23 protein-coding genes are annotated in these 23,912 nt (G+C 66.6%); 10 read left to right on the top strand and 13 right to left on the bottom strand.

Annotated elements, in window-relative coordinates; translation table 11 throughout:
* The first annotated feature begins 60 nt into the window (after positions 1-60).
* Positions 61-438: a phage holin family protein gene (locus ACQU6B_RS01050; RefSeq protein WP_430868198.1), complete on the top strand. Its 378-nt coding sequence runs from the start codon at positions 61-63 to the stop codon at positions 436-438.
* Positions 439-445: 7 nt separating this feature from the next.
* Here the strand turns inward: ACQU6B_RS01050 and ACQU6B_RS01045 are convergent, their stop codons facing one another.
* The 3 genes from ACQU6B_RS01045 to ACQU6B_RS01035 form a co-directional block, all read right to left on the bottom strand.
* Positions 446-1,462 (bottom strand): DMT family transporter, encoded by a 1,017-nt coding sequence (locus ACQU6B_RS01045; RefSeq protein WP_430868197.1) that lies wholly within the window; start codon positions 1,460-1,462, stop codon positions 446-448.
* On the bottom strand, positions 1,459-2,019 hold the full coding sequence (locus ACQU6B_RS01040) for a methylated-DNA--[protein]-cysteine S-methyltransferase (RefSeq protein ID WP_430868196.1): 561 nt from the start codon (positions 2,017-2,019) through the stop codon (positions 1,459-1,461). The genes ACQU6B_RS01045 and ACQU6B_RS01040 overlap by 4 nt, the downstream gene beginning before the upstream one ends.
* 225 nt (positions 2,020-2,244) lie before the next feature.
* Positions 2,245-2,436 (bottom strand): BldC family transcriptional regulator, encoded by a 192-nt coding sequence (locus tag ACQU6B_RS01035; RefSeq protein ID WP_430868195.1) that lies wholly within the window; start codon positions 2,434-2,436, stop codon positions 2,245-2,247.
* A gap of 217 nt (positions 2,437-2,653) precedes the next feature.
* On the opposite strand from ACQU6B_RS01035, the gene ACQU6B_RS01030 reads away from it, so the two are divergent.
* Positions 2,654-2,845 (top strand): DUF3073 domain-containing protein, encoded by a 192-nt coding sequence (locus ACQU6B_RS01030; protein ID WP_430868194.1) that lies wholly within the window; start codon positions 2,654-2,656, stop codon positions 2,843-2,845.
* A 167-nt stretch (positions 2,846-3,012) separates the two neighbouring features.
* Here ACQU6B_RS01030 and purM read toward each other — a convergent pair whose 3' ends face one another.
* The 7 genes from purM to ACQU6B_RS00995 form a co-directional block, all read right to left on the bottom strand.
* Positions 3,013-4,119, bottom strand: coding sequence for a phosphoribosylformylglycinamidine cyclo-ligase (purM, locus tag ACQU6B_RS01025; protein ID WP_430868193.1), 1,107 nt, complete (start codon positions 4,117-4,119; stop codon positions 3,013-3,015).
* Positions 4,116-5,591, bottom strand: a complete 1,476-nt coding sequence (gene purF / locus ACQU6B_RS01020) for an amidophosphoribosyltransferase (RefSeq protein WP_430868192.1) — start codon at positions 5,589-5,591, stop codon at positions 4,116-4,118. Before purF ends, purM begins: the two co-directional genes overlap by 4 nt.
* Positions 5,591-6,028 (bottom strand): hypothetical protein, encoded by a 438-nt coding sequence (locus ACQU6B_RS01015; RefSeq protein ID WP_430868191.1) that lies wholly within the window; start codon positions 6,026-6,028, stop codon positions 5,591-5,593. The genes purF and ACQU6B_RS01015 overlap by 1 nt, the downstream gene beginning before the upstream one ends.
* Before the next feature lie 46 nt (positions 6,029-6,074).
* Positions 6,075-7,016: a carbohydrate ABC transporter permease gene (locus tag ACQU6B_RS01010; protein ID WP_430868190.1), complete on the bottom strand. Its 942-nt coding sequence runs from the start codon at positions 7,014-7,016 to the stop codon at positions 6,075-6,077.
* The gene (locus ACQU6B_RS01005) at positions 7,016-8,044 is read right to left on the bottom strand and encodes a carbohydrate ABC transporter permease (protein WP_430868189.1); all 1,029 of its coding nucleotides are present in this window, start codon (positions 8,042-8,044) and stop codon (positions 7,016-7,018) included. The genes ACQU6B_RS01010 and ACQU6B_RS01005 overlap by 1 nt, the downstream gene beginning before the upstream one ends.
* 145 nt (positions 8,045-8,189) lie before the next feature.
* Positions 8,190-9,437, bottom strand: a complete 1,248-nt coding sequence (locus ACQU6B_RS01000; protein WP_430868188.1) for an ABC transporter substrate-binding protein — start codon at positions 9,435-9,437, stop codon at positions 8,190-8,192.
* Between the two features lie 398 nt (positions 9,438-9,835).
* Complete coding sequence (locus ACQU6B_RS00995; RefSeq protein WP_430868187.1) at positions 9,836-10,687, bottom strand: glycoside hydrolase family 6 protein; 852 nt, start codon at positions 10,685-10,687, stop codon at positions 9,836-9,838.
* On the opposite strand from ACQU6B_RS00995, the gene ACQU6B_RS00990 reads away from it, so the two are divergent.
* Positions 10,686-10,970 carry a hypothetical protein gene (locus tag ACQU6B_RS00990; RefSeq protein ID WP_430868186.1) on the top strand — a complete coding sequence of 95 codons (285 nt, stop codon included), beginning with the start codon at positions 10,686-10,688 and terminating at the stop codon, positions 10,968-10,970. The genes ACQU6B_RS00995 and ACQU6B_RS00990 overlap by 2 nt on opposite strands.
* 8 nt (positions 10,971-10,978) lie before the next feature.
* On the opposite strand, the gene ACQU6B_RS00985 is transcribed toward ACQU6B_RS00990, so the two are convergent.
* The 3 genes from ACQU6B_RS00985 to ACQU6B_RS00975 form a co-directional block, all read right to left on the bottom strand.
* Positions 10,979-11,470 carry a sterol carrier family protein gene (locus ACQU6B_RS00985; protein ID WP_430868185.1) on the bottom strand — a complete coding sequence of 164 codons (492 nt, stop codon included), beginning with the start codon at positions 11,468-11,470 and terminating at the stop codon, positions 10,979-10,981.
* Positions 11,471-11,662: 192 nt separating this feature from the next.
* A complete protein-coding gene (gene purL, locus ACQU6B_RS00980; RefSeq protein ID WP_430868184.1) occupies positions 11,663-14,008 on the bottom strand; it encodes a phosphoribosylformylglycinamidine synthase subunit PurL in 2,346 nt (781 codons plus the stop codon).
* 268 nt (positions 14,009-14,276) lie between these two features.
* A complete protein-coding gene (locus tag ACQU6B_RS00975; protein ID WP_430868183.1) occupies positions 14,277-14,711 on the bottom strand; it encodes a hypothetical protein in 435 nt (144 codons plus the stop codon).
* A gap of 196 nt (positions 14,712-14,907) precedes the next feature.
* Here ACQU6B_RS00975 and ACQU6B_RS00970 point away from each other — a divergent pair, with 196 nt between their 5' ends.
* From ACQU6B_RS00970 to ACQU6B_RS00940, 7 genes are all read left to right on the top strand, one after another.
* Entirely contained in the window at positions 14,908-15,795 is an 888-nt protein-coding gene (locus ACQU6B_RS00970) for a sensor histidine kinase (RefSeq protein ID WP_430868182.1), read from the top strand.
* Complete coding sequence (locus ACQU6B_RS00965; protein ID WP_430868181.1) at positions 15,792-16,295, top strand: phosphoribosyltransferase; 504 nt, start codon at positions 15,792-15,794, stop codon at positions 16,293-16,295. Before ACQU6B_RS00970 ends, ACQU6B_RS00965 begins: the two co-directional genes overlap by 4 nt.
* Before the next feature lie 61 nt (positions 16,296-16,356).
* Complete coding sequence (locus ACQU6B_RS00960) at positions 16,357-16,953, top strand: response regulator (protein WP_430869256.1); 597 nt, start codon at positions 16,357-16,359, stop codon at positions 16,951-16,953.
* Between the two features lie 85 nt (positions 16,954-17,038).
* A complete protein-coding gene (locus tag ACQU6B_RS00955) occupies positions 17,039-17,806 on the top strand; it encodes an ABC transporter ATP-binding protein (protein ID WP_430868180.1) in 768 nt (255 codons plus the stop codon).
* Positions 17,803-19,788, top strand: a complete 1,986-nt coding sequence (locus tag ACQU6B_RS00950; RefSeq protein ID WP_430868179.1) for an FtsX-like permease family protein — start codon at positions 17,803-17,805, stop codon at positions 19,786-19,788. Before ACQU6B_RS00955 ends, ACQU6B_RS00950 begins: the two co-directional genes overlap by 4 nt.
* Entirely contained in the window at positions 19,785-21,791 is a 2,007-nt protein-coding gene (locus tag ACQU6B_RS00945) for an FtsX-like permease family protein (protein WP_430868178.1), read from the top strand. Before ACQU6B_RS00950 ends, ACQU6B_RS00945 begins: the two co-directional genes overlap by 4 nt.
* Positions 21,788-23,890, top strand: a complete 2,103-nt coding sequence (locus ACQU6B_RS00940; protein ID WP_430868177.1) for an FtsX-like permease family protein — start codon at positions 21,788-21,790, stop codon at positions 23,888-23,890. Before ACQU6B_RS00945 ends, ACQU6B_RS00940 begins: the two co-directional genes overlap by 4 nt.
* Positions 23,891-23,912: the final 22 nt, after the last annotated feature.

Here is a 23,912-nt window from a genome sequence, read left to right as displayed (position 1 = left end):
TGGGTTTGCTATTGAGTGCCGATGACCTGTTGACTAGAGGTACGCCATCAAGGAGGAACCATGTCAGACAGCATCGGCAAGACGTTCGTGAACACCGTCGTGTCCGCGATCTTCGGCAACTGGATCTCCACGGTGAAGACCGAGATCGAGATCGCCAAGATCGAGTTCGGCTACAAGGCCAAGGAGCTCGGCAAGGGCGTCGGCATGCTGGTCGCCGCCTCCGTCTTTAGCTTCTTCCTGGTCCTGCTGCTGCTGACGTCCGCGGTCGCCGGGCTCGCCGAGGGAATGCCCGTCTGGGCCGCCGCGCTGATCGTCGCCGGCGGGATTCTCGTGATCGTCCTGATCCTTGGCCTCTGGGGTGCTCACAAGATCAAGCGGAACAAGGACATCAAGCCCGAGCGCGCCATCAACAACATCAAGAACTCGATGCCGTTCTAGTCTGAGACTAGGACTCCGGCGTGCTCCGCGGAGCATGAGTGTGATCACGATCGGCCCGCTCGGCTACCTCTGAGGCCCCCGCAATCGCAGGTTGCGCGGCCAGACCCTCCTCAGCGACGATGACGGGCTTCTTCTTGCGCCCGGCCATGGCTACCCCGAGGAACACGATCGCGGCGCCCGCCAGCTCGTACCAAGGCAGCTGGTCGCCGAGCACCACCACGCCCAGGAACGTCGCGACCACAGGCACCACGTAGGTCACGGAGGCGGCGGTCGTCGCCCCGGCCACCTTGACCACGCGCCAGAACAGCACGTAGGCGAACGACGTCCCTAGTACGCCAAGCGCGAGCAGCGACCACATCGCGGTCGAGCTCAGCTCGAACGCGGTGGGGGCGGGGCGCGGACTCGCCAACACGAACGGCGCCAGCATGAACGCGGACAGGACGATCTGCGTCGCGGCCAGCGCGACATTGGACTCCTTGACCTTGCTGAGGAGCACCCTCGACAGCGTCCCGCCGATGCCGTAGCAGGCCGTGGCGCCAAGCATCAGCGCGGCGCCTAGCAGCGGGAACGAGTCCACGTTCCACGCGCCCAGCAGCACCGCGATCCCGAGCGCTCCCACGACGAGCCCCATCAGCTGGGCGCGGTTGACCTTCTCCGCGGGGATCAGCAGCGCCACGAAGAGGGCGGTCCACAGCGGCGTGCTCGCATTCAGCAGGCTCGCGAGCGTGGAAGTGATCTGCTGCTCCGCCATGGGGATCAACACGAGCGGTATGCCGGACATGAACACGGCGACCACGGCAATCGAGCCCACCTTGCGCCACGTCAGCTTGGGCCAGTTCCTGGACCAGGCGACCATGCCCACCAGAACGACCGCGCCGATGGCGACCCGGCCGAACCCCACCTGCACGGGGGTGAACTCGCGCAGCGCGATCGCGATGAAGAGGAACGAGGACCCCCACGCCAGCGAGACGATGAGGAAGGCGGGCAACCAGGCCCGCAGCGGCGCGTCTCCCACGCCGGTCACCGCCGTGCCCCCGCTGATGCTCCCGGCAAGGAAGCATCGTCCGTACGTACTGTCTTTTTCTGTTCCAACGCAATCATCGCTGCCTTCATCTCCACTCCGCCGAAACCGTAACTGCCTAGCGCGCCGCCGGACTTGACCACCCGGTGGCAGGGAACAAAGGGCGCGATGTTGTTGCGCGCGCACGCGGTGCCAGCGGCCCGCATCGCTCGCGGGCGACCCGCCGCCTCCGCGAGTTCCTGATACGAAATCGTCTCGCCGCTGGGGACGTCGCGCAGGGTCTCCCACACCTCCTGGAAGAAGGGGCCGCCGTCCTGCTCGACCGGGATGCCGCGAAGCAGGAAGCCGTCGCCGGCCAGCCAGGCCTCGACCGCCTCGTCGATCCGCGGAAGTTCGCCCGGTTCCCAGCCGCGCGCGCGTTGCCGGGGGCTGACGCGAAGCGCCATGTCGGCGGCCGAGTGGAACCCGGACGCCCGCACCACCTCGTCCTCGGGGGACACCAGCACCGCGAGGTCACCGAACGGAGTGTCGTACTGCACGGCCACTAGAGGGATGGTCATGGCGCTAGCGTACGCCCGGGCGTGAGGCACCACCGGCGGTTTTGAGCCGCCGCATTGGCACCAACTGGCACCTCAATTCCTACGCCAGTCTCTGGCGGGCCGGTCGCCTTGGCCGGCCGTCGCATCGGCCGCAGGAACGGTCCGAACGCAAAGCGACCCCCGTCCGGTGAGGGACGGGGGCCGCGACTAATGGTCGTGCGTGATGAAAACTTAGATCAGTTGGCGCTATTCCTGAGCGGCTGCGAGCAGCGACTGGACCTCGGCCTCGCGGAAGCGGCGGTGGCCACCCAGCGTGCGGATCGAGGAAAGCTTGCCAACCTTGGCCCATCGAGTAACGGTCTTGGGGTCGACGCGGAAGATCGCGGCCACCTCGCTAGGCGTCAGCAGCTTCTCGGGCTCCTGAATCGTTCCTGCCATCATTTTGTCCCTCAAATCGTCCGTATCCGATGCGGCCTTTACGTATATTGAGACGGGTCACCCGGTGCACTATGACGCGGTTTCGGCAAGATTTCCCAAATTGCCGTTTTGCCGGGAGTCGCATCGCACCTCCGAAGCGTTGTAAAGTACAGGTTCAGGGTTTATACCGAAGGGCGAGCGCGCACGCGCAGCCCGCGAAGGTGGAAGGGACGGCGACATGGGGCGCGGTCGTCAGAAGGCCAAGGACGCAAAGATCGCACGCGAGCTTAAGTACACGCCGCACGGTGCTGACTTGCGCGAACTCGAGCGCGAGCTGATTCACAGCGAATCGGTGAGGCCAGCCGCGGCCAAGGTCGAGGTTGAAGAGGATCCAGATCCCTACGCCCGCTGGGCCGACGCCGAGGACTAACTCTCCTCACGTGGAGCCGCGCCAGCGCGGCTCTTATTGCTGTGAGGCGACGCCAGCGAGAAGCTGCGGCGTCGGATCGAGCGCGGCTCCCGCTTCGAGATAGTCAAGGTCGAGCGGGCATAAGCGCGGTGGTCCCGTCGCAGGCATCCATCGCGTAGGAGCCGCCGCTACGCCCGGTACGCGCCGCTCAGGTAGACCGCGCCGCCGACGACGCCCTTGGCGCCGCGGACCACGTCGCCCGACACGGCACGGGAGTCATCCGCCGATACCTCGCCGAGCACCCAAGCTGGGACTCCTGCCGCTGCTGACTGCGCGATCAGCGCGTCCGCATCGGCGGCCGACACGACGGCAACCATGCCGATGCCCATGTTGAGGGTGGATTCCAGGTCGTTCCACGGCACCTTGCCTGCGGACTGCACCAGCGCAAAGATCGCGGGCAGGTCCCAGGCGTCGCGGGCAACCGTCGCCGCGAGACCCCGCGGGATGATGCGGGCCACGTTCGCGGCCAGCCCCCCGCCGGTGACGTGGCTGAACGCGTGCAGGCCATCGGTGGACGCCGCGATGTCGACGCACAGTTGCGCGTAAATACGGGTGGGCTCAAGGAGCTCGGCGCCCAGGGTGCGCCCCAGTTCCGGGACGTCCGTGTCGAGCGACCAGCCGGCGTGCTTCACGACTGAGCGCACCAGCGAGTAGCCGTTCGAGTGCAGGCCGGACGATGCCATGGCAACGACCACGTCGCCGGTCACGACCTTCTCCGGGCCCAGCAACGCAGAAGCCTCGACCACGCCGATGGCGGCTCCGGCCACGTCGTAGTCGTCCGCGCCCATCACGCCGGGATGCTCCGCGGTCTCTCCGCCCACCAGCGCGGTGCCGGCCATCTCGCAGCCCTCGGCGATGCCCCGCACAATGTCGGCAATGCGCTCCGGCACCACCTTGCCGCACGCGATGTAGTCGGTCATGACGAGCGGCTTCGCGCCGCACACCACGATGTCGTCCACGACCATGGCGACCAGGTCCTGGCCAATGGTGTCGTGGATGTCCATCTGCTGCGCGATGACAATCTTGGTTCCCACGCCATCGGTCGACGAGGCCAGCAGCGGTCGCTTGTAGCTCTTCAGCGCCGATGCGTCGAACAGCCCGGCGAACCCGCCCACTCCCCCGAGTACCTCGGGGCCGTGGGTCTTGGCCACGGCGGCCTTCATCAGTTCGACGGCGCGGTCACCCGCGTGGGTGTCGACGCCGGCATCGGCGTAAGTGATTCCATCGGCGGTCATTGGGACACCTCTCCGGTTTGGCTCATCAACAGGTGGCGCGCATCGACCGGCGGCTCGATCGGGTAGTCACCCGTGAAGCAGGCCGTGCACAGTCGGTCTTGGGACTGCTGCGTCGCCGCGATCATCCCCTCCGTCGAGATGTATCCCAGCGTGTCCGCGCCAAGATCCAGACGGATCTCCTCGAGGGTCTTGTTCACCGCCGCCAACTCGGATCGCGTCGCGAAGTCGATGCCGTAGAAGCACGGCCACTGCACGGGCGGGCTGGAGATGCGCACGTGGATCTCCGCCGCTCCCGCGTCGCGGAGCATCTTCACGATGGCCCGCTGAGTGTTGCCGCGCACGATCGAGTCGTCGACGACGATCAGCCGCTTGCCCTCGATCACCTCGCGCAGGGGGTTCAGCTTGAGCCGGATTCCCAGCTTGCGCAGCGTCTGCGACGGCTGAATGAAGGTCCGACCCACGTACGAGTTCTTGGTCAGGCCCTGCCCAAAGGGAATGCCCGAGGCCTGCGCGTAGCCGATGGCGGCGGGCGTGCCCGACTCCGGCGTCGGCATGACCAGGTCCGCCTCGACGGGGTGCTCTCGCGCCAGCGTGCGTCCCATCTCGAGCCGCGCGGCGTTCACCGAGCGCCCGTTCATGGTGGTGTCGGGGCGAGCCAGGTACACGTATTCGAAGACGCAGTTCTTGGGGTCGGCGGGCGCGAAGCGCGAGGAGTGGACGCCGTCCTCGTCGATCACGACGAACTCGCCGGGCTCGATCTCGCGCACGAACTCGGCGCCAACGATGTCGAGCGCGGGGTTCTCCGACGCGACGACCCAGCCGCCCGAGGGCAGCTTGCCGAGCATCAGCGGTCGCACGCCCTGGGGGTCGCGCGCCGCGTACAGCTTGGTCTCGTCCATGAACGCGAGCGAGAAGGCGCCGCGCACGTGGGGCAGGAGCTCCATGGCGACCTCGGCGAGGGTGTCCTCGCGGTCCGAGCCGAGCAGCGCGGTCAGCACGGCGGTGTCGGTGCACTTGCCGCCCTTGAGGTCGAGCCGCCTGGCCGCTCCCTCGCGCTCGATCAGGAGGTCGATCAGCTCCTGCGTGTTGGTCAGGTTGCCGTTGTGCCCGAGCGCGACGGTGCCGTGCGCGGTGGGTCCGAGGGTGGGCTGGGCGTTGGCCCAGACCGAGGCCCCGGTGGTCGAGTAGCGCGCGTGACCCAGCGCGATGTGCCCGGTGAGCGCCTCCAGCGCGCCCTCGTCGAATACCTGAGAGACCAGGCCCATGTCCTTGAAGACCAGGATCTTGTCGCCGTTAGACGTGGCGATGCCGGCCGACTCCTGGCCGCGGTGCTGAAGCGCGTAGAGCCCGAAGTACGTGAGCTTGGACACTTCCTCGCCCGGCGCGTAGATGCCGAACACTCCACACGCGTCCTGCGGGCCCTTCTCGTCGGGCATCAGGTCGTGGTTCAGGCGTCCATCACCGCGTGGCATCAGGTGGTGTCTCCATTCGGGCGTGCTGTTGGTGTCGAAGGGGGAAGGGAGTTCACAGTGTCGACGGGCGCATCGGCCGCGTCATCGGCGGGTGAAGACTGCGCGGGCGCATCGGCCGCGTCCTGGGGGAACAGCGGCGCGTCCGACTGGTTCTTCAGCGGCTTGTCGAGGCGAGTCGCGATCACTCCGGCGATCAGGCCTCCGATGAGCGCGAAACCTAGGCTCAACAGGATGACGACGATGCCTCTGCCGGCCACGGTCGAGTTGGGCAGCGCAATACCGAGCACCACGCCCAGCGCGATGCCGATCCACACACCGGTGCCGATCATGCGGCCCACCCGGGGTGCGTGTCGTATAGCCGCTGGTACGGCGGTCCGCTGCAATTCTTCTACAGACGGAACTGCCTCGGCCTGGTCTGGGGTGGGGGCGTCACTCACGGGTCAAGTCTAGGCGGTGGACCCGCCAAGCGAAGAACCGCAAGCGTCACCCCTTCGTCGATCCCGCCAGGAGTCCCCTGACGAAGTACCGCTGGAGGCTGAAGAACACGATCAGCGGGATGATCATCGAGATGAACGCCGCCGGCGGGACCAGGTAGGCGTACTGCCCATAGTCTCCGGCGAGGTTCGAGATCGGATACGTCATCGTGTAGGTATTCGCGGAACCGAAAACGGCCGACACCAGCAGGTCGTTCCACACCCATAGGAACTGGAAGATCGCGAGCGAGGCGACGGCCGGGAGCGACAGCGGGAAGATGATCTTGAAGAAGACCTGGGTGTGGCTCGCACCGTCCACCCGTGCGGCCTCGAGGACCTCCCGAGGTATATGAGAGACGAAGTTGTGTAACAGGAAGACAGCCAGTGGCAGCGCAAATATCGTGTGCGCTATCCAGACCCCGGGGAACTGCCCCGCGACCCCCAGGTTCTCGGGGCCGAGGAGGCGAAGTAGCGGGATCAGGGCCAGTTGCAGCGGCACCACCTGGAGCGCGAAGATCAGCACGAACAGGAAGCTCGAACCGCGGAATGGGATCCACGCGAAGGCGTAGGCGGCCATCAGCGCGAGCGCGATAGGGAACACCACCGACGGGACCGTCACCACTATGGAGTTGAACACGTACTCGAGCAGCGGCGGCGAGTTAGCGCTGTCCCCGAACGAGTCGAACAGGACCGTGTTGAAGTTTTCGAACGTCAGGTCTCCGTTCGCCATGACGCTCCACCACGGGTCGGTCCGGTAGAGGTCCCCCGGCACCAGCGAGTTCATGAAGAGCGCGACCGACGGGATGGTCCACAGGACCGCGATGATGATCCCGGCCGCGGTGGCCCACGGCGAGGTCAGGCGTTGCTTAGCGCGCTTGGCCGCGTTGCGGCGCTCGGCCTTTCCCAGGATCTTGGCCTCGGCGGGCTGCTGAGGAGGCGTCGTGATGCTCATCAGTGGTTCTCCTTCACCTTGTTGAGGGATCGCACGTTGTAGATCACGACGGGGATCACGAACACGAACAGGATGACGGCGAGCGCGGCGCCGAGCGCTTCCCGTCCCTCCACAAAGCTGAGGACGTACATGCGGTTCGCCACCACGTCAGTGTCGTCGCGCCCCTGAGTGACGGTGCGGACAATGTCATAGACCTTGAGGGCCATGATCGTGATCGTCGTCAACACCACCACGATGGTGCTGCGGATTGAGGGAATGGTGATCGACCAGAAACGCTGCCAGGCGCTCGCTCCGTCTAGGGACGCCGCCTCGTTCAACTCTATGGGCACGCCCTTGATAGCCGCGGACAGGATGACCATGGCGAACCCGACTTGGATCCACACCAGGATCACGATCAGCCAGAACGTGTTCCAGGGGTCGTCCGCCAAGAAGTTATAGGGCTCACCGCCAAAGAAGACCTTGAGCGCGTTGAGCATTCCCGTCTGCTGGCCAACCTGGTTGTAGTCGTACATGATGTTGCCCCAGATGACCGAGGCTCCCACCAGGGAGATCGCCATGGGCATGAACACCAGGGACTTGAGAACCTTCTCGCCCTTGGCGCGGTCGATGAACACGGCGTAGCCAAGGCCAATGCCGGTAGAAAGGATCGGCACCAGAATCATCCACACGAAGGTGTTGAGGACGGTGCGCACGGTGCTCGGATCCGTGAATGCGAAACGGTAGTTCTCGAGCCCGATGAACTGCATCGTCGTCGTGTAGATACCCGTATCGGGGTCGGGCGCGTCGGTGATGGAGTTAAAGGAGATCCAAAAAGTATCTAGCGCGGGGTAGACAAGGCCGATGCCCAGCAGGATCAGCACGGGCGAGATCAGCACGACCAGCTGCAGCTTGTCGCGGCCGCGACCCTTCACCAGGTCCGCGCCGTACATGATCAGCATGATCACCGTGATGAACACCACGATGGCGATCGCGCCCATCAGGAGGTTCTGACCCTGGGCGGCCCAGAACTGCGCATCCAGTCCAGACATCGGCAGCCCCCGCGGGGCCCCGCTTAGTACCTCAGTCGACAACACTGTCGACTCCTTTCGTCACATCACCCGGGTTCACTCATTTCAGCAACGCGGTTGGGCCCCCTGTGTCAGGGAGCCCAACCGGTCATTTACTGCTGATGGATCACGGCCACGAGTTGTCGATATTGGTCAATACCGTGTCAAGCGACGTGCCGCTCACATAGTCGTTCATTCCGGTCCAGAAGGATGAAGCACCCACCACTGCGGGCATCAGGTCAGATGCGTCGAAGCGGAAGAGGGTGTCGTCGCCCTGCAGGATCTCGATTGATGCCTGTCCGATGGGAGAGCTGGCGTTGGCCGGGTCGAGACCCTTGTTCGCCGAGATCACGCCGCCGATCGAGACACGCTCGTTCGCCCACGTGTCCGAGGAGAGGAACGCCTGCAGCGCTTCGGTCTCGGGGCTGTCGTTGAACGCGGCGACGAACTCGCCGCCTCCGGTGACTGCCGCCGGGTCCCCGTCGGCCACGTTCGGCGTCAGGAATGCCCAGATGTCGCCATCTTCAGCCACGGTGGTGCCTGCCGGCCACTGTGCCTCGTAGAACGAAGCCTGGTGGTGAAGCGAGCACGAGCCCTCAAGGATCTGGAGGCCAGCCTCTTGGAAGGAGGTGTCGACGATGGAGGCCGAGTCGCCCAGGCCGCCATTCACGTAGTCCGGGTTGAGTGCGATGTCACCGAACGACTCGAAGGCCGCGGTGATCTCGGGGGAAGTGAAGTCTAGATCCCCGTTAACCCACTGGTCGTAGGCGTCGGGGCCAGCCTGGCGAAGGACGAGGTCCTCGATCCAGTCAGTGCCGGCCCATCCCGTAGCGGTTCCCGATTCAAAACCGATGCACCAGGGCTTGTAGTTGGGGCCCGCGCCACCGGTCTCGGCCATCGTCGCCGTGAGAGTCATGAGCTCGTCCCAGGTGGTGGGGACCTCGTAACCGTTTTCCGCGAAGTCAGTAGGCGAGTACCAGACCCAGCCCTTGACGGACGCCATGAGCGGCGCCGCGTAGAAGGTAGTCCCGACCGTTCCGTAGTTCTTCCAGTCCTCGGACCAGAACTCGTCGACATTCGCGACAACCGACTCCGGCGCGGCGACGACCGCACCCGTGCCAACTACGCGCTGGAGGAGCCCGGGCTGCGGAATGATCGCGAGGTCGGGGGCGTTGCCGCCCTCAATTCGAATATTGATCTCGGTCTCGAACTCGTCCGAGCCGTTGTAGGTGACCGCGATTCCGGTGCACTCCTCGAAGGGGACGAGCGACTCCGAGAGCTGCTCTGACTCGACGCCGGAGATGGTGCCGTAGAGCTCCAGTTCGCTGCCTTCGAATGTGCCGTAGTCGCCGTAGTCCTCGCACCCTGCAGCCATCGCGTCTCCACCATCGCTGGTGGAAGCGCTTGCACCCGCGTCCGGATCGGTACTCGGGTCGGTGCCATCGCTTGATCCGCAACCAGCAATAAGTAGCCCTGAAACCGCGGCGACCGCGACTAGGCTCAATGAGCGTCTTTTCATGTGCAACATGCCTCCTCTTCGTTGAGTTGGACCTCGCCGCTACCCCGATGGAATCTCGGTAAGGCGGGCAAGCGCGATGTGCACGTCGGTGGGGGCCGACTACGCAAGCCATTGCATTCACCGTATGGAACTACGGGTCCCCTGGCAACCGCTCTGGCCCGATTGTCCAAATCGTTACGCAATTAGGACAAAAACCACGCGCGCAGTCAATGGCCCTGATGATCGCTCAAATGTCGCCGCGCGTTGCGCGTTCGCTACTGCCCGTTGCGGGCCAACTCGAGGGCGATCTCTTCCCACCACGCGCCTGCGGCGGGGCCGCCGTTGCACGTGCCGTCCGACTCCCCCGGCACCTTTGTCCAGACCGTGGCTATCATGCGGTCGCCGCCGAATACGGTGGGGTCTTCGCCGATGGCGCGGCCCCGCGGGTTGCACCACTCGCCGTTGGATCCGTTGCCGTTGCGCGACGTGTCCACCAGGTACGGCAGGCCGACGCCCGCGCTCACCTGGTCAGCCCAGGCCTGCTCGTCAGACGTCGAGTTGTAGTTCGAGGTGTTCGTCGCGAAGCCGGTGAGGTTCTCCGCACCCACCTTGCCGATCCGGGAGACTGCCTCGTCGGCACTGAGCCAGGTGGAGTGGCCCACGTCCAAGAACACCTTTGCCCCGGCATCGCTCAGTGCCTTGGCTGCGCCCGCGAGCAGGCCGACGCGGTCGCCCTGTCCGTCGCAGTCCCCGAGCTGGGGCAGAGCGTCCGGCTCCAGAATCACCCAGGCGTCGCTGCCCGCGACTGCGTTGCCGACGTTCGTCGCGAAGTCGATGTACTGCTCCTGAGGGAGCCCGCCGGCGCTGTAGAGCCCGCAGTCCCGACCCGGGATCGCGTACAGCACGAACACCGGGATCTGGCCGGCGGCCTTGGCTGCGGCCGCTACGGAGGCGGCCTCCGCTACGTCGCCGTCGCCGCCAATCCAGGTTGCCGTGGGCTGGTCGGCCAGCACCTTGAGAAGCGCGGCATCGTCGACGCGTCCCGCTTCCACCAGTTGCTGATACTCCCTGTCGGCCTTCTTTGGCGCGTTGAAGAACGTAGCCGATGCTTGGCTGTCGTTGGGCATGGTGACCTCCGTGGGAGTGGGTGCGGGTGTGTGCGATGGCTCGGTGGGCGGAGGCGAGGCGCTGACCGCCGCGGGATTCGGCGACGGCGCGGTTGCGCTGGGGTTCGCACCTGGAGACGCCGAGCACGAGGCGAGTGCCAAGGCCGCGACGACTACTCCGGCGGCCAGGCCCATCGAACGCAAGCGTGACGCGCGGGGCCGGGTCGCAGTGTGGTCGCGCCCAATGCTCGTCGTGCTGTCGCTGCTGGCCCGGTCGCTGCTGGACGGACCGTTCAGGTGCTGATTCGGCATCTACGCCCCCTTCAAAGGCAGCAAGTCGGAAAGATTGGCGCGCTCGCCCGACGCGCTGACATCGCCCGATGCGAGGGCCTCGTCCCAGGGACGCCGGCCGGTCACTACCTCGAGCCAGGTCTGGGGGGACATCTCAACTACTCCGGGCGGCGTGCCGCGGGTGTGGCGGGGCCCCTCGATGCACTGCGTGGCCCCAAATGGCGGCACCCGCACCTCGAGCGCCTGGCCGGGGGCGCGAGCGTTGAGCTCCTCGAGCGTGAAGCGCACCGCTGTCGCCACCGTGTTGCGGTCCGGCGAGGCGGACTGAGCGTTTCGCTCGGCTGGCGTTGCGCGTGGCTGGTCCGGCGCTCGTGGTCGGTCCTGCGCTCGTAGCTGGTCCTGAGCACCTGGCTGATCCTCCACACCGTGCGGCGTGGAGCCGCGCTGGGCGTCGAGCCATGCGGCGAGCGCGGCGCGGCCATCCACAGTGGCAATCCTTCGGCGCGAGGGCATGCTCCTAGCGTGGCACACCCGATTGCCCGACACGACACCTTTGAGAGTGATATTCGTAACGTTATGACTGCGTCAGATGACTGGGGCGGCAAAGTCGCCAGCGTGAGAAAAGAGACCAGCAGGATGCACTGGACTCAAGAAGCGTGCGAAATCGGACCCATAGCGCGACTCGGTGGGCAGCGATCCGGACGGCTAGCCGAAGTGGTGCAGGAGCGGGCCCTCCCAGGCGATGCCGAGCTCCGCGAGCGGCAGCGTGAACTGGTCCTGGACATCCAGCACCGCGCCGGCGCCGTCCGCTTCCAGCCCGTGCGGCGCCTCCTCGGTCACGCCGAGCCGGATCGCGGGAACGCCGCGGGCCTCGAGCATCGACACGAAGCGCGCTTCCTCGTTGCGTGGCAGCGCGACCAGCACGCGGCCCTGCGACTCGGAAAGCATCGCCTGCGCGGGCGTGACCCCGTCGCGCTCGCAGATCTCGTCGAGCACCACGCGGGCGCCGACGCCGTAGCGCAGGGCGCCGTAGCTCAGTGCCGCGGCCAGGCCGCCCTCGGAGACGTCGCGGGCCGCGTCGATCAGGCCGTCGCGCGAGGCGGACACCATGACCTCCGCGAGCACGCGCTCCTTCTCAAGATCCACGACGGGAGGCATTCCGCCCAGGTGGCCGCTCAGCGAGGCGAACTGCGAGCCGTTCAGCTCCGCGCGAGTCTCGCCCAGCAGGTACAGCAGCTGTCCGCCCTCGCGCCAGCCGGAGGGCGTCACGCGCTCGACGGTGTCGAGCACGCCCAGGATTCCCACGATTGCGGTGGGGTTGATCGACGAGTCGATCTTGCCCGGCTCGCCGGTGCCGTTGTACAGCGACACGTTGCCGCCGGTCACCGGCACGCCGAGCGTCTGGCACGCGTCGGCGAGGCCGCGGATGGCCTCCACGAACTGCCACATCGCGTCGGGGTCCTCGGGCGAACCAAAGTTGAGTCCGTCGGTCACCGCGAGCGGCACGGCCCCGGCGATGGCCACGCCGCGGTAGGCCGCCGCGATGGACTGCTGCGCGCCCGCGTACGGGTCGAGCTTGGTGTAGCGGTCGTTGGAGCGGGTCGCGATCGCGACGCCGCGACCGGTCGCCTCGTCCACGCGCACCACACCGACGGTGTCGGGGCGGGCCTGCGCGGTGTTGCCCTGGACGTAGCGGTCGTACTGGCCGTAGATCCACTCGCGCGACGACATGTTGACGCTGCCGATCAGCTCAAGAACCGTGGCGCGCAACTCGTCGCCGGTGGCCGGAAGCTCAAGCGAGGCAGCATCGTCCGCCTGCAGGCCGTCCATCCACGCGGGGCGCGCGAAGGGACGATCGTAGACGGGGCCGTCGTGGGCGACGGTCCGGGGGTCGACGTCGACGATCCGCTCGCCGTGGTGATCGATGGTCAGGCGGCCGGAGTCGTTGACCTCGCCCACCACGGAGGACTCGATGTCCCACTTGGCTGCGATCGCCATGAACGCGTCGAGCTTGTCGGGCGTGACGACCGCCATCATGCGCTCCTGCGACTCTGACATGAGGATCTCGCCGGCGTTGAGCGAGGGGTCGCGCAGCAGCACGTCGTCGAGCCACACGTGCATGCCGCCCGAACCATTGGAGGCCAATTCAGACGTCGCGCAGGAGATTCCCGCGGCGCCCAGGTCCTGGATGCCCTGCACCACGTCGGCCGCGAAGAGCTCGAGGCAGCACTCGATGAGCACCTTCTCCATGAAGGGGTCGCCCACCTGGACGGACGGGCGCTTGGTCGGCACGCCGTCCTCGAAGGTCTCCGAGGCGAGGATCGATGCCCCGCCGATGCCGTCGCCGCCGGTTCGTGCGCCGAATAGAACGACCTTGTTGCCCACGCCCTCGGCGGAGGCAAGGTGAATGTCCTCGTGCTTCATGACGCCGACGCAGAGCGCGTTGACCAGGGGGTTGCCCTGGTAGCAGGAGTCGAAGATTGCGCCGCCGCCGATGTTGGGCAGGCCCAGCGAGTTGCCGTAGCCACCCACGCCGCTGACCACGCCGTGGACCACTCGGGGGGTGTCGGGGTGGTCAATCTTTCCAAAGCGCAGCTCGTCCATGATGGCCACGGGGCGCGCGCCCATCGCGAGGATGTCGCGGACGATGCCGCCCACGCCGGTCGCGGCGCCCTGGTGGGGCTCGACGTAGCTGGGGTGGTTGTGGCTCTCGACCTTGAAGGTCACCGCCCAGTTGTCGCCGATGTCGACGACGCCGGCGTTCTCGCCGATGCCGACCATGAGGGACTTCTTCATCTCCTCGGTGGTCTTCTCGCCGAACTGGCGCAGGTGATTCTTGGAGGACTTGTAGGAGCAGTGCTCCGACCACATCACGGAGTACATGGCGAGCTCGGCGGCCGTGGGACGGCGTCCCAGCAGCTCCACGATCGACGCGTACTCGTCTGGCTTGAGGCCAAGAGCCGCGAAGGGCATCTCCTGGTCGGGGTTCGCGGCGGCGTTATCCACCGTGTCCAGGTGGGCGTTGGGCGATGCGGGCGCTTCGGAGCTCATGGGTTCCCTCGTGAGTGCGGGCGTTCAGGGGGTCTAGGGCAAGAGTACCGGGCGCGCGCGTTCTCAACGGCTATCAACCAAAACGTGAACCTCACGCAGGGGCACAGCCCAGAATCAACCATGCGGTGAACGCAGGGCGCGTGGACGCGGACTGGTCGGCGCAGCAGGTGGGGGTGGGGACTAGCCGGCGCGGCGGGTGGGGACTAGCCGGCGCGGCGGGTGGGGACTGGTCCGCGCAGCGGTGGGATGGGTGTGGCGCAGCGGGTGATCAGGCCAGAATCTCGTCGACGGCCGCCCGCGCGCCCTGGAGCAGGTCGTCCCAGTCGGAACCCGCGGCCCGCAGGTGCAAGCGGTCGCTCCCCTCCCACTCACAAGCGCTGACGCCAGGCATGCGTGCCACCGCATCGGAGAGTCGCTCGAGCCCGTCGGAGCCAAGGACTGCCGGTGCGCTCGGGGCTATCCACAGCACGTGCGAGTAGCCGGAACGGCGGGAGGTTCCGCAGTCGATGACGACTGACGCCGCGGCGCCCGCCGACTTGGCGTGTTCGGAAAGGCTCTGTCCGGGGTGGCGGCCGGGAAGCCCCGAGCCGCTAGGCGCTGCGCTCTGTTTGGCAGGCGTGAATTCGCTTGCGTGCTCGCCCAGTTGCTGGGCGAGGTCCTCGAGCGCGCCTGGGCGCGGTTCGTGTGCCGGCTGCGTTGCCATGATGCGTCCCGCCTTACCTGTCCTGGTGTCGCCTTGAGTCAATTCCACCATTTATCTTGTTTCTACTCTAAATGTCCGATTCCACTCCTATCAATCTGTCGGCACATTGATACCCCAGTATGAATTTCTCGCCCGGCGCCGCCTGTGGGCCAACGTCGCGAGCGCGAGGGCCTGCCCATCGTCCTACAGTGACCACATGGAGTTGCTGGCGTGGGTGATCGCGGGTGGTGCGGCGCTGACGGCCGTTTACCTGGCTCGACGCCTGCGTGGTGCCGTGCGGCGGGCGGAAGAACTCGAGCGCGAACTCGACGTCGACAAGGCCGCGGACCGGGCCCTCGCCGCGGCCGAGGAACGCGCAAGAATCGCACGCGAGATGCACGACGTGGTGGCCCACACCCTGTCGGTGATGGTCGCGCAGGCGGACGGCGGGCTCTTCGCCGGGGCCAACGACCCCAAGCAGGCGCAGCGGGCCCTAGAGACGATCGCGGACGTGGGCCGATCCGCGTTGACGGAGATGCGCTCCCTGCTCGGAGTACTCCGCGAGAGTAATTCCGACACCGCCATGGGGCCGCAGCCCGGCCTCGCCGACGTCCCCACGCTGGTCGCGGGCATGCGCGAGGGCGGCCTCGCGGTGTCGTTTGTCACCACCGGCACCCCGCACCCGCTGCCCATCGGCGCTGGGTTGGCGGTCTACCGGATCGTCCAGGAGGCCCTCACCAACGTCCTCAAACACGCGGGCCCGTCGGTCACCACATTCGTCCAGCTCCAATGGGAGGACGATGCCGTGACGGTCACCATCAGCGACGACGGCCGTGGCGCGGCCGCGCGCAGCGACGGTAAGGGCAGCGGCCTCGAAGGCATGCGCGAGCGCACCACCGTTTTCAGCGGCACCCTTGACGCGGGGCCAAAGGCCGGCGGCGGCTACCTGGTCCGCGCACGACTGCCGCTCGGCACTGGCATCGGCGGGTTGCGAACCGCCCTGCCGAGCGTGGCCCCGGGGCGTCAGCCTTCACGTCAGCCAGATCAGGACCCGCCGCCCAGTTCTTTGCCCGAAAATCTCAACCCCATCGAGGAGACACCATGACCGACACCACTGCCGTAGCAACCGAGCGCGAGATCCTGACGTGGCAGGCGTTCGGGGACGCCTCCCGCGAGATCGCCCAGGCGGTCGTGGACTCGGGCTTCGAGCCCGACATCGTGGTCGCCGTCGCCCGCGGCGGGCTGCCGGTGGGCGGCGCGGTGGCGTACGCGCTCGGCACCAAGGGAGTGGGCACCCTCAACGTCGAGTTCTACACGGGCGTCGACGAAAGGCTCCCCGCCCCGGTGCTGCTCCCACCGCTGCTGGACACCGACGCGATGAGCGGCCTCAAGGCGCTCGTGGTTGACGACGTCGCCGACACCGGTGAGACGCTGGCGCTCGTCAAGGCCCTGATGGACCTGCACTGCAAGGAGGTACGCACCGCCGTGCTCTACGCCAAGCCTCGCTCGATCATCGACCCCGACTACGTGTGGAAGCGCACCGATCTGTGGATCACGTTCCCCTGGTCCGCCCTGCCCCCCGTCACCCCTACCGCCCAGGCATAGCGTCGTGAGCATCCGCGTCGCGATAGTCGACGACCAGCAACTGATCCGCGCCGGCTTCGGGATGGTCGTGGACAGCCAACCGGACATGGAGGTGGTCGCGGAGGCCGGCGACGGCGCCGAGGCCGTGGCGGTGCTGGCGACGACCCCAGCCGACGTAGTGCTCATGGACGTGCGCATGCCCGGCCAGGACGGCATCGGCGCGTGCGCTGAGGTCACGGCGACGTCCGATGCGCGGGTGATCATCCTGACCACGTTCGACCTGGACGAGTACGTGGTCGCCGCCATCAAGGCGGGCGCGAGCGGATTCCTCCTCAAGGACGCGCCTCCCCAGGAGCTGCTCAGCGCGATCCGCACTGTGCACGCGGGCGACGCCGTGATCGCGCCATCGTCGACGCGCAGGTTACTCACGCGCCTGGCCGGGTCGCTGCCGGAGCCCACCGACGGCGCGGGCCTCGAGTGCCTTACCGACCGCGAGCGCGAGGTGCTGCTGTTGATGGCGCGCGGGCACTCCAACCAGGAGATCTGCAAAGAGCTGTTCCTCGCGGAGCCCACCGTGAAGTCGCACGTGGGCCGGGTGCTGTCCAAGTTGGGCGCGCGTGACCGCGTGCAGGCCGTCGTGATCGCGTACGAGACCGGGCTCGTGCGCCCTCAGGGTTAGGGGAAGGCGAGATACCTGGGTATCGGGCGAATTCCAGACCACGGGCCGATGCCCCGGGCGGGGTTGCGTCGCTAGCGTGAGCGGTATGGATGACACCACCGCATCACCGGTCGCCCCCGAGGGCAACGCGCTCACGGCGCGCGGACTCACCAAGACCTACGGGTCAGGGGATGCCTCGGTCACGGCGGTCGACCACGTCGACCTCGACATCCCGGCAGGTGTGCTGACCGCCGTCATGGGGCCCTCCGGCTCTGGCAAGACCACGCTGGTTCACCTGCTCGCGGGCCTCGACCGCCCCGACAGCGGCGACGTGTGGGTGGGCCAAGACCAGATCACCGCGCTCAAGGACAAGCAACTCGCCAAGGTACGCGGGCGCATCGTCGGGTTCGTGTTCCAGGGCTTCAACTTGTTGCAGACCATGAGCGCTCGGGACAACATCCTGCTACCGCTGCGGCTCAACGGGATCGAGCGGGACGACGCGTGGCTGGACTCGCTGGTGGACATGCTCGGCATCGGCCGCGAGCTGGACCGCAAGCCCTTCGAGATGTCCGGCGGCCAGCAGCAGCGCGTGGCCATCGCCCGCGCCCTGATCACGAGGCCGCAGGTGGTGCTCGCCGACGAGCCCACGGGAAACCTGGACACGCACGCGAGCGCGGAGATCCTCTCGCACCTGCGCCAGAGCTGCCGCGAACTAGGCCAGTCGGTGGTGATGGTCACGCACGACCCGACCGCGGCATCGTACGCGGGCAGGGTGTTGCTGTTCGCGAACGGCCGCGTCGACGGCCACATCACCGACCCGACGCCCGATGCGGTGCTGGCCGGCCTCGACGCCCTGGCCGGGGTGCAGCGATGAGACGGCTCGCGGCGATCCTAGCCGGGGTGGTGGCGCTGGGAGTCATGTGCTTGAGCCTGCCTTGGGACTCGTTCACCTGCCAACCGCCGGCGTGCAGCCAAAATTCGTTCAGCCAGATCTGGATGGGATTTGGGCCGATGCTGGCGGTGTTCCTGTTTTACGCCCTGGTGCCAGGCATCATTTTGACCTCGATCCTGGTGGGAGTGCTGCGCCTGCGCAATGCCGCAAGCCCTCAGGACACTGCGGTGCGGTCAGCCTTGGGAGAGACGCGGTCCCAGTCCGTTCGCGGCGCAGCCAAGCGCGGGCTCGCGGATGCGAGTGTCTGGGTGGGAGGCGCGTTCGTCATCACTGGAGTCGCTCATCTAGTCATGATCGCGAGCACGGGGGCTTATCCACTCACGCAGGATGGCGGACTGTGGCTGACCCGGCTCTCGGACGCCCTTGCCGCGGCGGCGTGCCTGGTGCTCGCCCACGTGATCGATGCCGCTAGAAGGCCCCGCACTCCAGTGGACCAACTTCGTCCCGAAGACGCGGAGCCCCGCGAACGGCGCGTGTCGCTGGCCCGACGGTCCGTGATCCTCGTGGTGGCGGCCGCCTGCGCCCTGGGCGTCCTGGTGGGAACCAATATGGCCTTCGCCGGCGGAAACCAGGTGGCACCGGCATCCACCTTTGTGGTGACGACCATCGCGGTCTGGGTGTTCACCCTTTCAGTGATCGCCTTCGCTTGGCTCGTCCTCTTTCCCCTTGCCCGCGACAGTGGCCCACGGCTGGTGGGCTGGGCCGGTCGCGCGGCAGAGCGTTCCGGAGCGCAGGAAGTCAGCGCCGTCCTCCATGTCCGGTCCAGCACGCGGTGGATGGCGGCCACCCGCGTACTCACCGTTCTCGCCGGGCTGGCGTTCCTCTTTGGCATTTCCGCTCAGTCGCAGCCCAACGCGGCTCACGCCGCCTATACGCCGATCGCCGTGGGCGTGCCGGTGGGCGCCGCTGTCAATACGGGAAACGATGACGAATCGAAAGACACTGAGGCGTGCACCACCGACTGCGAAAGTGTTGAGGCGAAACTCGCGGACGTCGAGGGTGTGGGGGCGGTTGTGCCGGCCGCGAGCGTTGGGGTCAACGACGGTATCAACTGGACGCGCGTCGCCCTCGTGGATCCCGCGGACCTCGACGGAGTCGACGACGTAATGGCCGACCAACTACGCGACGAGCCCTCGGTTGCGCTCGTCCACACTTACGAGACGTATCTCGATGTCGATACTTTCGACAGCTTGGGGGTGCAGGTCACCGGGATGCGCTCGCTACCGGCCGATGCGCCACGCACCATTTTGAATCGCGCGTGGGTTGAGGCGCAGGAAGGGGCACTTGATTCAGACTATTTCTATGTCTACGCGACCCAGGGCTCGAGCGTGCAGCAGACGGCGGATGCCGTCCACGTCACAGGCGCCGGGAGCGGCAAGTACGGGTTCGAATATGGCGGCGACACCGAGTGGTACGGCCCGGGCCAAGGCGGCGGTAGCGAGGTTCTTGACTCTGGCGACGCATCGCTGTTGATCCTGTGGATGATCGTCGGGGTATTGGTGATAGCGCCAATCGCGGCAGTCGCGGCGGCCGGAGTCGTGCGTCGGCGTCGCGATGACGCGACGCTCGCCGCTCTCGGCGCGTCCGTCAAGGCGCTGCGAATCTCGATCGTGGTCGAGTCTGTCGTCACCGGCGCGGCCGCACTGGCCGCTGGCCTGCTGGGCGGAGCACTGACCACCATGGCGCTAAGCATCAGTTTTGGTGCACTGTCTGGACTGTCCGGAATGTCGACCAACTACGTCCTCGGGGACGCCTTTGGCACGGTGATGTGGGGAGTCCTGCTCGCCGGTTTCGCGCTCGGGACCCTCGTGTTCGCCTTGGTGTCGTGGATCGCGTCGCGTGCGCTCAAGAAACTCTCCCCGGTAGAGGCGCTACGCCCCGCCGAGGAAGGGGCACTGCGATGAAGTGGGCGGCGTTCGTCACGATCGGCATCGCGACGACACTGGTCGCCCTTGTCGCGGGCCCGCTATGGGCAGCTCCTGTCGACTCGAACAACCCGCTAATTCCACCTTTCTACGATCTGCTGTTTCTGGCGATCTACCTGGTGCCCTGGTTCTTCATTGCGGGGCTGATTGCGCTGCTCTTCCTGAGGCTGGATCTGGCAGGAAAGCGACAAGGGATCGCCACCCGTATGGCGCTCGGCGAGCAACGCTCGACAATTCTGCGTAAGGCAACGCGAGAAGGTATTCGGTTCGGCGTGATCGCCGCCGGGTCGGGCGTGGCCGTGGGTTTGATATCTTCACAGGTCCTCGCCGGCGAAGGCCTACAAGGTGGTGAAGGGAAGCTCTCCGTGTCCGCCCTGTTAAGTAGCCTGCTCGTCTTCGTGGTCGCAGTCGCCACGGCGGCTCTGGTCAGCCTCCTGGCGATCGCTGCTGTCACGCGCGGCACGCCCGACCAGGTGGATGCAGCGGCGCTCGGTGCGCGCGTCATTGCCACCAACCCCTCCCGCAAGCGAGTCGTAGCGGAGCGGGTGGGGTGGATCACGTATGCGATCGCCTTCGTCCTTGCGACAATCAACAGGCTGGTGCCCCTAGACAACTGGGCGTTGCTCAATCTGAGCGAACCCGGTTGGCTGATGGTCCTCAAGAACCTGGCGCTCACCATCGCGCTTGTCGGGACTCTCTGGATGATCTTCCTGGTGAGCAAACGGCTCGTCGTGCGCGCCGTCCGCTGGGCCGCCGAGTTGCTGGAGGCAGGCAATTCCCGCGGGGGACGGTCGATTGCTGCCGATGGCCTGGCTCGCCCGTCAGACTCGCGTGTCCTCACGCTGAGTGTGTGCGCCATCGTTTCGCTAATCGTCGCCGTCTCGGTCGCGGGAGCGGGTCACGCTCAATCGCTAAGTTCGGCGGGAGCCGCCGCCAATCCGGAGGCTTTCCTGTTCTCCATCGACGTCGGAGAAGGCGTCGCACAGCCGCCCGGGTTCACTCAAGTTTCACTGGATGCCGACGCACTCGCCGCTCTGGTGGCGGATCCGCGCGTCGCCGTGGTTCCCATCTCGTTGTTCTACTCCGACCCTCTCGACGTCGCCTACCTGGGCCCTGACAGGAGCACCCACGATTCCCCGCAGAACCTGACGCTGGCCACCGACATCACGGCCAGCGATGCCGTCGCTCCGAACGCTCTGCGAACACTGGGCATGACCGGCGGGGTTGTGGTTGACGGACAGGATGCCTTGCTCGACGCCTACGACGGTGCCGGCGGCTACGGGGGCGTCTCCGCCCTCAGTGTTGAAGGCCAAGGCACTTCCGTCTACAGGATCGGCGCGCCGTTGCAGTTCACCGCGATGGACCGCTCGTGGGCGACGGAAATCTGGGGAGACGCCCCGATTAGCGCCGCCGGGCTGTTCCTCGCTGATGGGCTCCCGGCGCAGCCCAGTGCCATGGACATCGCTCGCGAGTACTTTCCCGAGGGAACTGCCTGGGGTTATGTCGGAGGGACCTACGGCTGGGGAACGACGTACGTGGGTATCAGCTTCGTGCTGGTAGCGATGACCATCGCCGTCGTGCTCATTGTTAGCGCGACACTCACCTCAGTCAGACTCCGCCGCAAGGACATCGCGACTTTCGCGGCCCTGGGCGCGAGCCCATCGGCGCTCCGGGCGGCCCCCGTGTGGGAAGCGAGCGCCCTTGCCGCATCGTCCTTTGTCACCGGCTCCGCCGTGGGCGTGGCGGTGTCCATCGTGGCTACCAACACGTTCCTGCTCAAGCCGGGCGCGCCAATCCAGGCGAGTGAGATCCTGTGGCACGCCTGGAGCGATCTAATCGCCGTCCCGTGGGGTTCGCTCGTTCTCGCGGGCGTCGCCACGACCGTGGTTGCAGCCCTTGTCGCGGCGGTGTTCGCCGCATCGATGGTGGGCAACACGCCGGTCGAAGAGCTCCGCGCCGCCGACAAGGAAGGTGTCCGATGATCTGGCAACTGGCCCGCGAGCAGCTTCGCTCGCAGCGGCGCTACCTAATCTGGACAGCCGCTCTCCTCACAGTCACCATGGCTCTCGCGTCCTTCTGGGCATTCTCGTACGCCACCCAGATCAAGGCCGACCAGGCTTACGCGCACGTCAGTGGCGACGACCGCGAATGGCACGGCGAAGTGTTGGTCGTCTCAGATCCCAAAAACGTCAGCGACGTGCACTACAGCGCCGATGGCACCGTCAGCGAGCTCAACACTGCTCTCACCTCGGCGTTTGACAACGGCTCGGACGTTCTCGCGCGCACAGACATAGACGTCGTTCTTGACACCCCAAACACCCACACTGGTGACGGTTACTATTACGCGCCAACGGTCTCCGCGCTGACTGGCGACGTGGACTGGGACGCGATCCTGGCTGAGGGTGCTGCGCCTCAGCAGGGCGAGGTGGTGATCAGCGCCGAGTTCGCGTCACAGCGTGACGTCAGGATCGGTGATTCCGTTCCGCTCTATGCAGTACTGGGCGAGGCCAGCGCCGACCCCGTTGCTCAACTGACCGTCTCGGGACTGGCGTACTCGCCGGTTCGTGGAACGAGTTTTGCGAACTGGACAGTTGGAAACTATGTTGCCTGGGAAGACGCAGCATCCATCGCCGAGACCGCGAATGACATCGCCTACCAGTCGACGGTAGATGGCTACGGACCCGGCTACTACTCTCCGGACGCGTCGATCTTCGTGTCGCTCGACTGGAACCAGGGCGATCCAGCCGTCGACGCGCTCGTTTACGCAAACGGGTCGACCACTCAGGGCACGCTCAGCTATGAGCGAAGCAGCAACGCCACCTACTACGCCCTGGTCGCTGGGGTCGCGATGCTGCTCGGCCTCGTCGCCATGGCCTTCGCGGTGGGTCGCTCGCAGGCGCAGGCCCGCATGACATGGGTCGCGACGGCGCGCACCCTCGGTGCGTCGCGCCGCACCATTGCCGCGGCCACGCTCGCTGAGACCCTGGTCGTGGGCCTCGTCGCCTCGGTCGTCGGCATCACCCTGGGCTACCTGGGCACCGCGCTCACCCTGGCTCAGGCCCGCTCTACCGTCGTGGAACCGGCGCTGCCGACCACCGTCAATGCGACGTGGGAACTCGTGGCGCTACTCCTCGCCTTCGGCATGCTGGTCGCCGGCATCGTCGGAATCATCCCCGCTTTCTGGGCCTCCCGCATCAGCCCCGTCGCGGCGCTCAAGCCCGTCGCGGATGTCAACGAGGCGCAGGCCTCGCGCAAGGTCAACCCGCGATACGCCACGCTCACGTGGTTTGTGGCCACCATCGCCCTCGCTCTGATCCGCTGGATTGCTGCGGACGCCTCATTACTCAAAGCGCTAGAAATCCTGCTCGCAATCGTGGTCGCAGTGCTGACCTTTGTGGTCCTGCTGGAAGCGCTGCGCTGGGCCATGCCGCGCATCGGCAGCCGTCTTGCGAGTTCGAGCAGACCCTGGGCGCTCGCGGCCGGAGACTCGCTGGTCGCACGCCCGCGCCAGGCCGCGATCCCGGCCTTCATCATCGCGCTCGGCGTCGCGGTGCTGACCACCCTCACCATGTCCACCTGGGCCAGCGGGTACCTCACCTTGCTGGCCTACGGCACCGGCGACCCCGCACTGACCATATGGGAGGATTCCCCACTCCAGACGCTGAGTGTGTTCGTGCCCATCACCTACGTGATTGTTGCGCTAATCACCATCGCGATTTGGGCGGCCTACCACCGCTCTAGCGCGGCCGATGCTGCCACCAGGGAGGCGCTAGGCCTCACCAAGGTGAGCAACTGCATCGCGGCCGGGGTGGGCTACGCGCTGCCGCTGCTCGCAGGGATAGTTGCCGGATGGTGCCTGGGTGTGTTCGCGTTCGCATGGTTCGTTCCGGGATTGACCAACCTCGACGTCAGCGATCCGCTCGACCTTTCCGAGCGACTCGGTGCCGTGGCGTCGTCACTGTGGCCGGTCGCGTTAGTTTTGCTCGCCGGCGCGGCGACCGTAGCCATCGGCGCCGTCGCCGTGAGCCTATCCACCTCGCGCGCCGCGACACCCATCCGTCAACTCCAGGAGACCCATTAACGGCCTACCGTGGCGGCGACCC

This window comes from Demequina aurantiaca (genome assembly GCF_050598105.1).
Taxonomy (GTDB): Bacteria; Actinomycetota; Actinomycetes; order Actinomycetales; family Demequinaceae; genus Demequina; species Demequina aurantiaca_A.
Note: the sequence above shows the minus strand (reverse complement) of the source record. Positions and strands in the feature narration are given on the sequence as shown.

What these genes read in the sequence shown, in the direction of transcription:
- ACQU6B_RS00955 (WP_430868180.1), top strand. Translation starts at nt 17,039, where the DNA reads ATGGATGACACCACCGCATCACCGGTCGCCCCCGAGGGCAACGCGCTC.
- ACQU6B_RS00965 (WP_430868181.1), top strand. Translation starts at nt 15,792, where the DNA reads ATGACCGACACCACTGCCGTAGCAACCGAGCGCGAGATCCTGACGTGG.
- ACQU6B_RS01010 (WP_430868190.1), bottom strand. Translation starts at nt 7,016, where the DNA reads ATGAGCATCACGACGCCTCCTCAGCAGCCCGCCGAGGCCAAGATCCTG.
- ACQU6B_RS01050 (WP_430868198.1), top strand. Translation starts at nt 61, where the DNA reads ATGTCAGACAGCATCGGCAAGACGTTCGTGAACACCGTCGTGTCCGCG.
- ACQU6B_RS01040 (WP_430868196.1), bottom strand. Translation starts at nt 2,019, where the DNA reads ATGACCATCCCTCTAGTGGCCGTGCAGTACGACACTCCGTTCGGTGAC.
- ACQU6B_RS00970 (WP_430868182.1), top strand. Translation starts at nt 14,908, where the DNA reads ATGGAGTTGCTGGCGTGGGTGATCGCGGGTGGTGCGGCGCTGACGGCC.
- ACQU6B_RS00960 (WP_430869256.1), top strand. Translation starts at nt 16,357, where the DNA reads ATGGTCGTGGACAGCCAACCGGACATGGAGGTGGTCGCGGAGGCCGGC.
- ACQU6B_RS00950 (WP_430868179.1), top strand. Translation starts at nt 17,803, where the DNA reads ATGAGACGGCTCGCGGCGATCCTAGCCGGGGTGGTGGCGCTGGGAGTC.
- ACQU6B_RS01030 (WP_430868194.1), top strand. Translation starts at nt 2,654, where the DNA reads ATGGGGCGCGGTCGTCAGAAGGCCAAGGACGCAAAGATCGCACGCGAG.
- ACQU6B_RS00985 (WP_430868185.1), bottom strand. Translation starts at nt 11,470, where the DNA reads ATGCCCTCGCGCCGAAGGATTGCCACTGTGGATGGCCGCGCCGCGCTC.
- purL (WP_430868184.1), bottom strand. Translation starts at nt 14,008, where the DNA reads ATGAGCTCCGAAGCGCCCGCATCGCCCAACGCCCACCTGGACACGGTG.
- ACQU6B_RS01005 (WP_430868189.1), bottom strand. Translation starts at nt 8,044, where the DNA reads ATGTCTGGACTGGATGCGCAGTTCTGGGCCGCCCAGGGTCAGAACCTC.
- ACQU6B_RS01000 (WP_430868188.1), bottom strand. Translation starts at nt 9,437, where the DNA reads ATGGCTGCAGGGTGCGAGGACTACGGCGACTACGGCACATTCGAAGGC.
- ACQU6B_RS01035 (WP_430868195.1), bottom strand. Translation starts at nt 2,436, where the DNA reads ATGGCAGGAACGATTCAGGAGCCCGAGAAGCTGCTGACGCCTAGCGAG.
- ACQU6B_RS00995 (WP_430868187.1), bottom strand. Translation starts at nt 10,687, where the DNA reads ATGCCCAACGACAGCCAAGCATCGGCTACGTTCTTCAACGCGCCAAAG.
- ACQU6B_RS00990 (WP_430868186.1), top strand. Translation starts at nt 10,686, where the DNA reads ATGGTGACCTCCGTGGGAGTGGGTGCGGGTGTGTGCGATGGCTCGGTG.
- ACQU6B_RS00940 (WP_430868177.1), top strand. Translation starts at nt 21,788, where the DNA reads ATGATCTGGCAACTGGCCCGCGAGCAGCTTCGCTCGCAGCGGCGCTAC.
- purM (WP_430868193.1), bottom strand. Translation starts at nt 4,119, where the DNA reads ATGACCGCCGATGGAATCACTTACGCCGATGCCGGCGTCGACACCCAC.
- ACQU6B_RS00945 (WP_430868178.1), top strand. Translation starts at nt 19,785, where the DNA reads ATGAAGTGGGCGGCGTTCGTCACGATCGGCATCGCGACGACACTGGTC.
- purF (WP_430868192.1), bottom strand. Translation starts at nt 5,591, where the DNA reads ATGCCACGCGGTGATGGACGCCTGAACCACGACCTGATGCCCGACGAG.
- ACQU6B_RS00975 (WP_430868183.1), bottom strand. Translation starts at nt 14,711, where the DNA reads ATGGCAACGCAGCCGGCACACGAACCGCGCCCAGGCGCGCTCGAGGAC.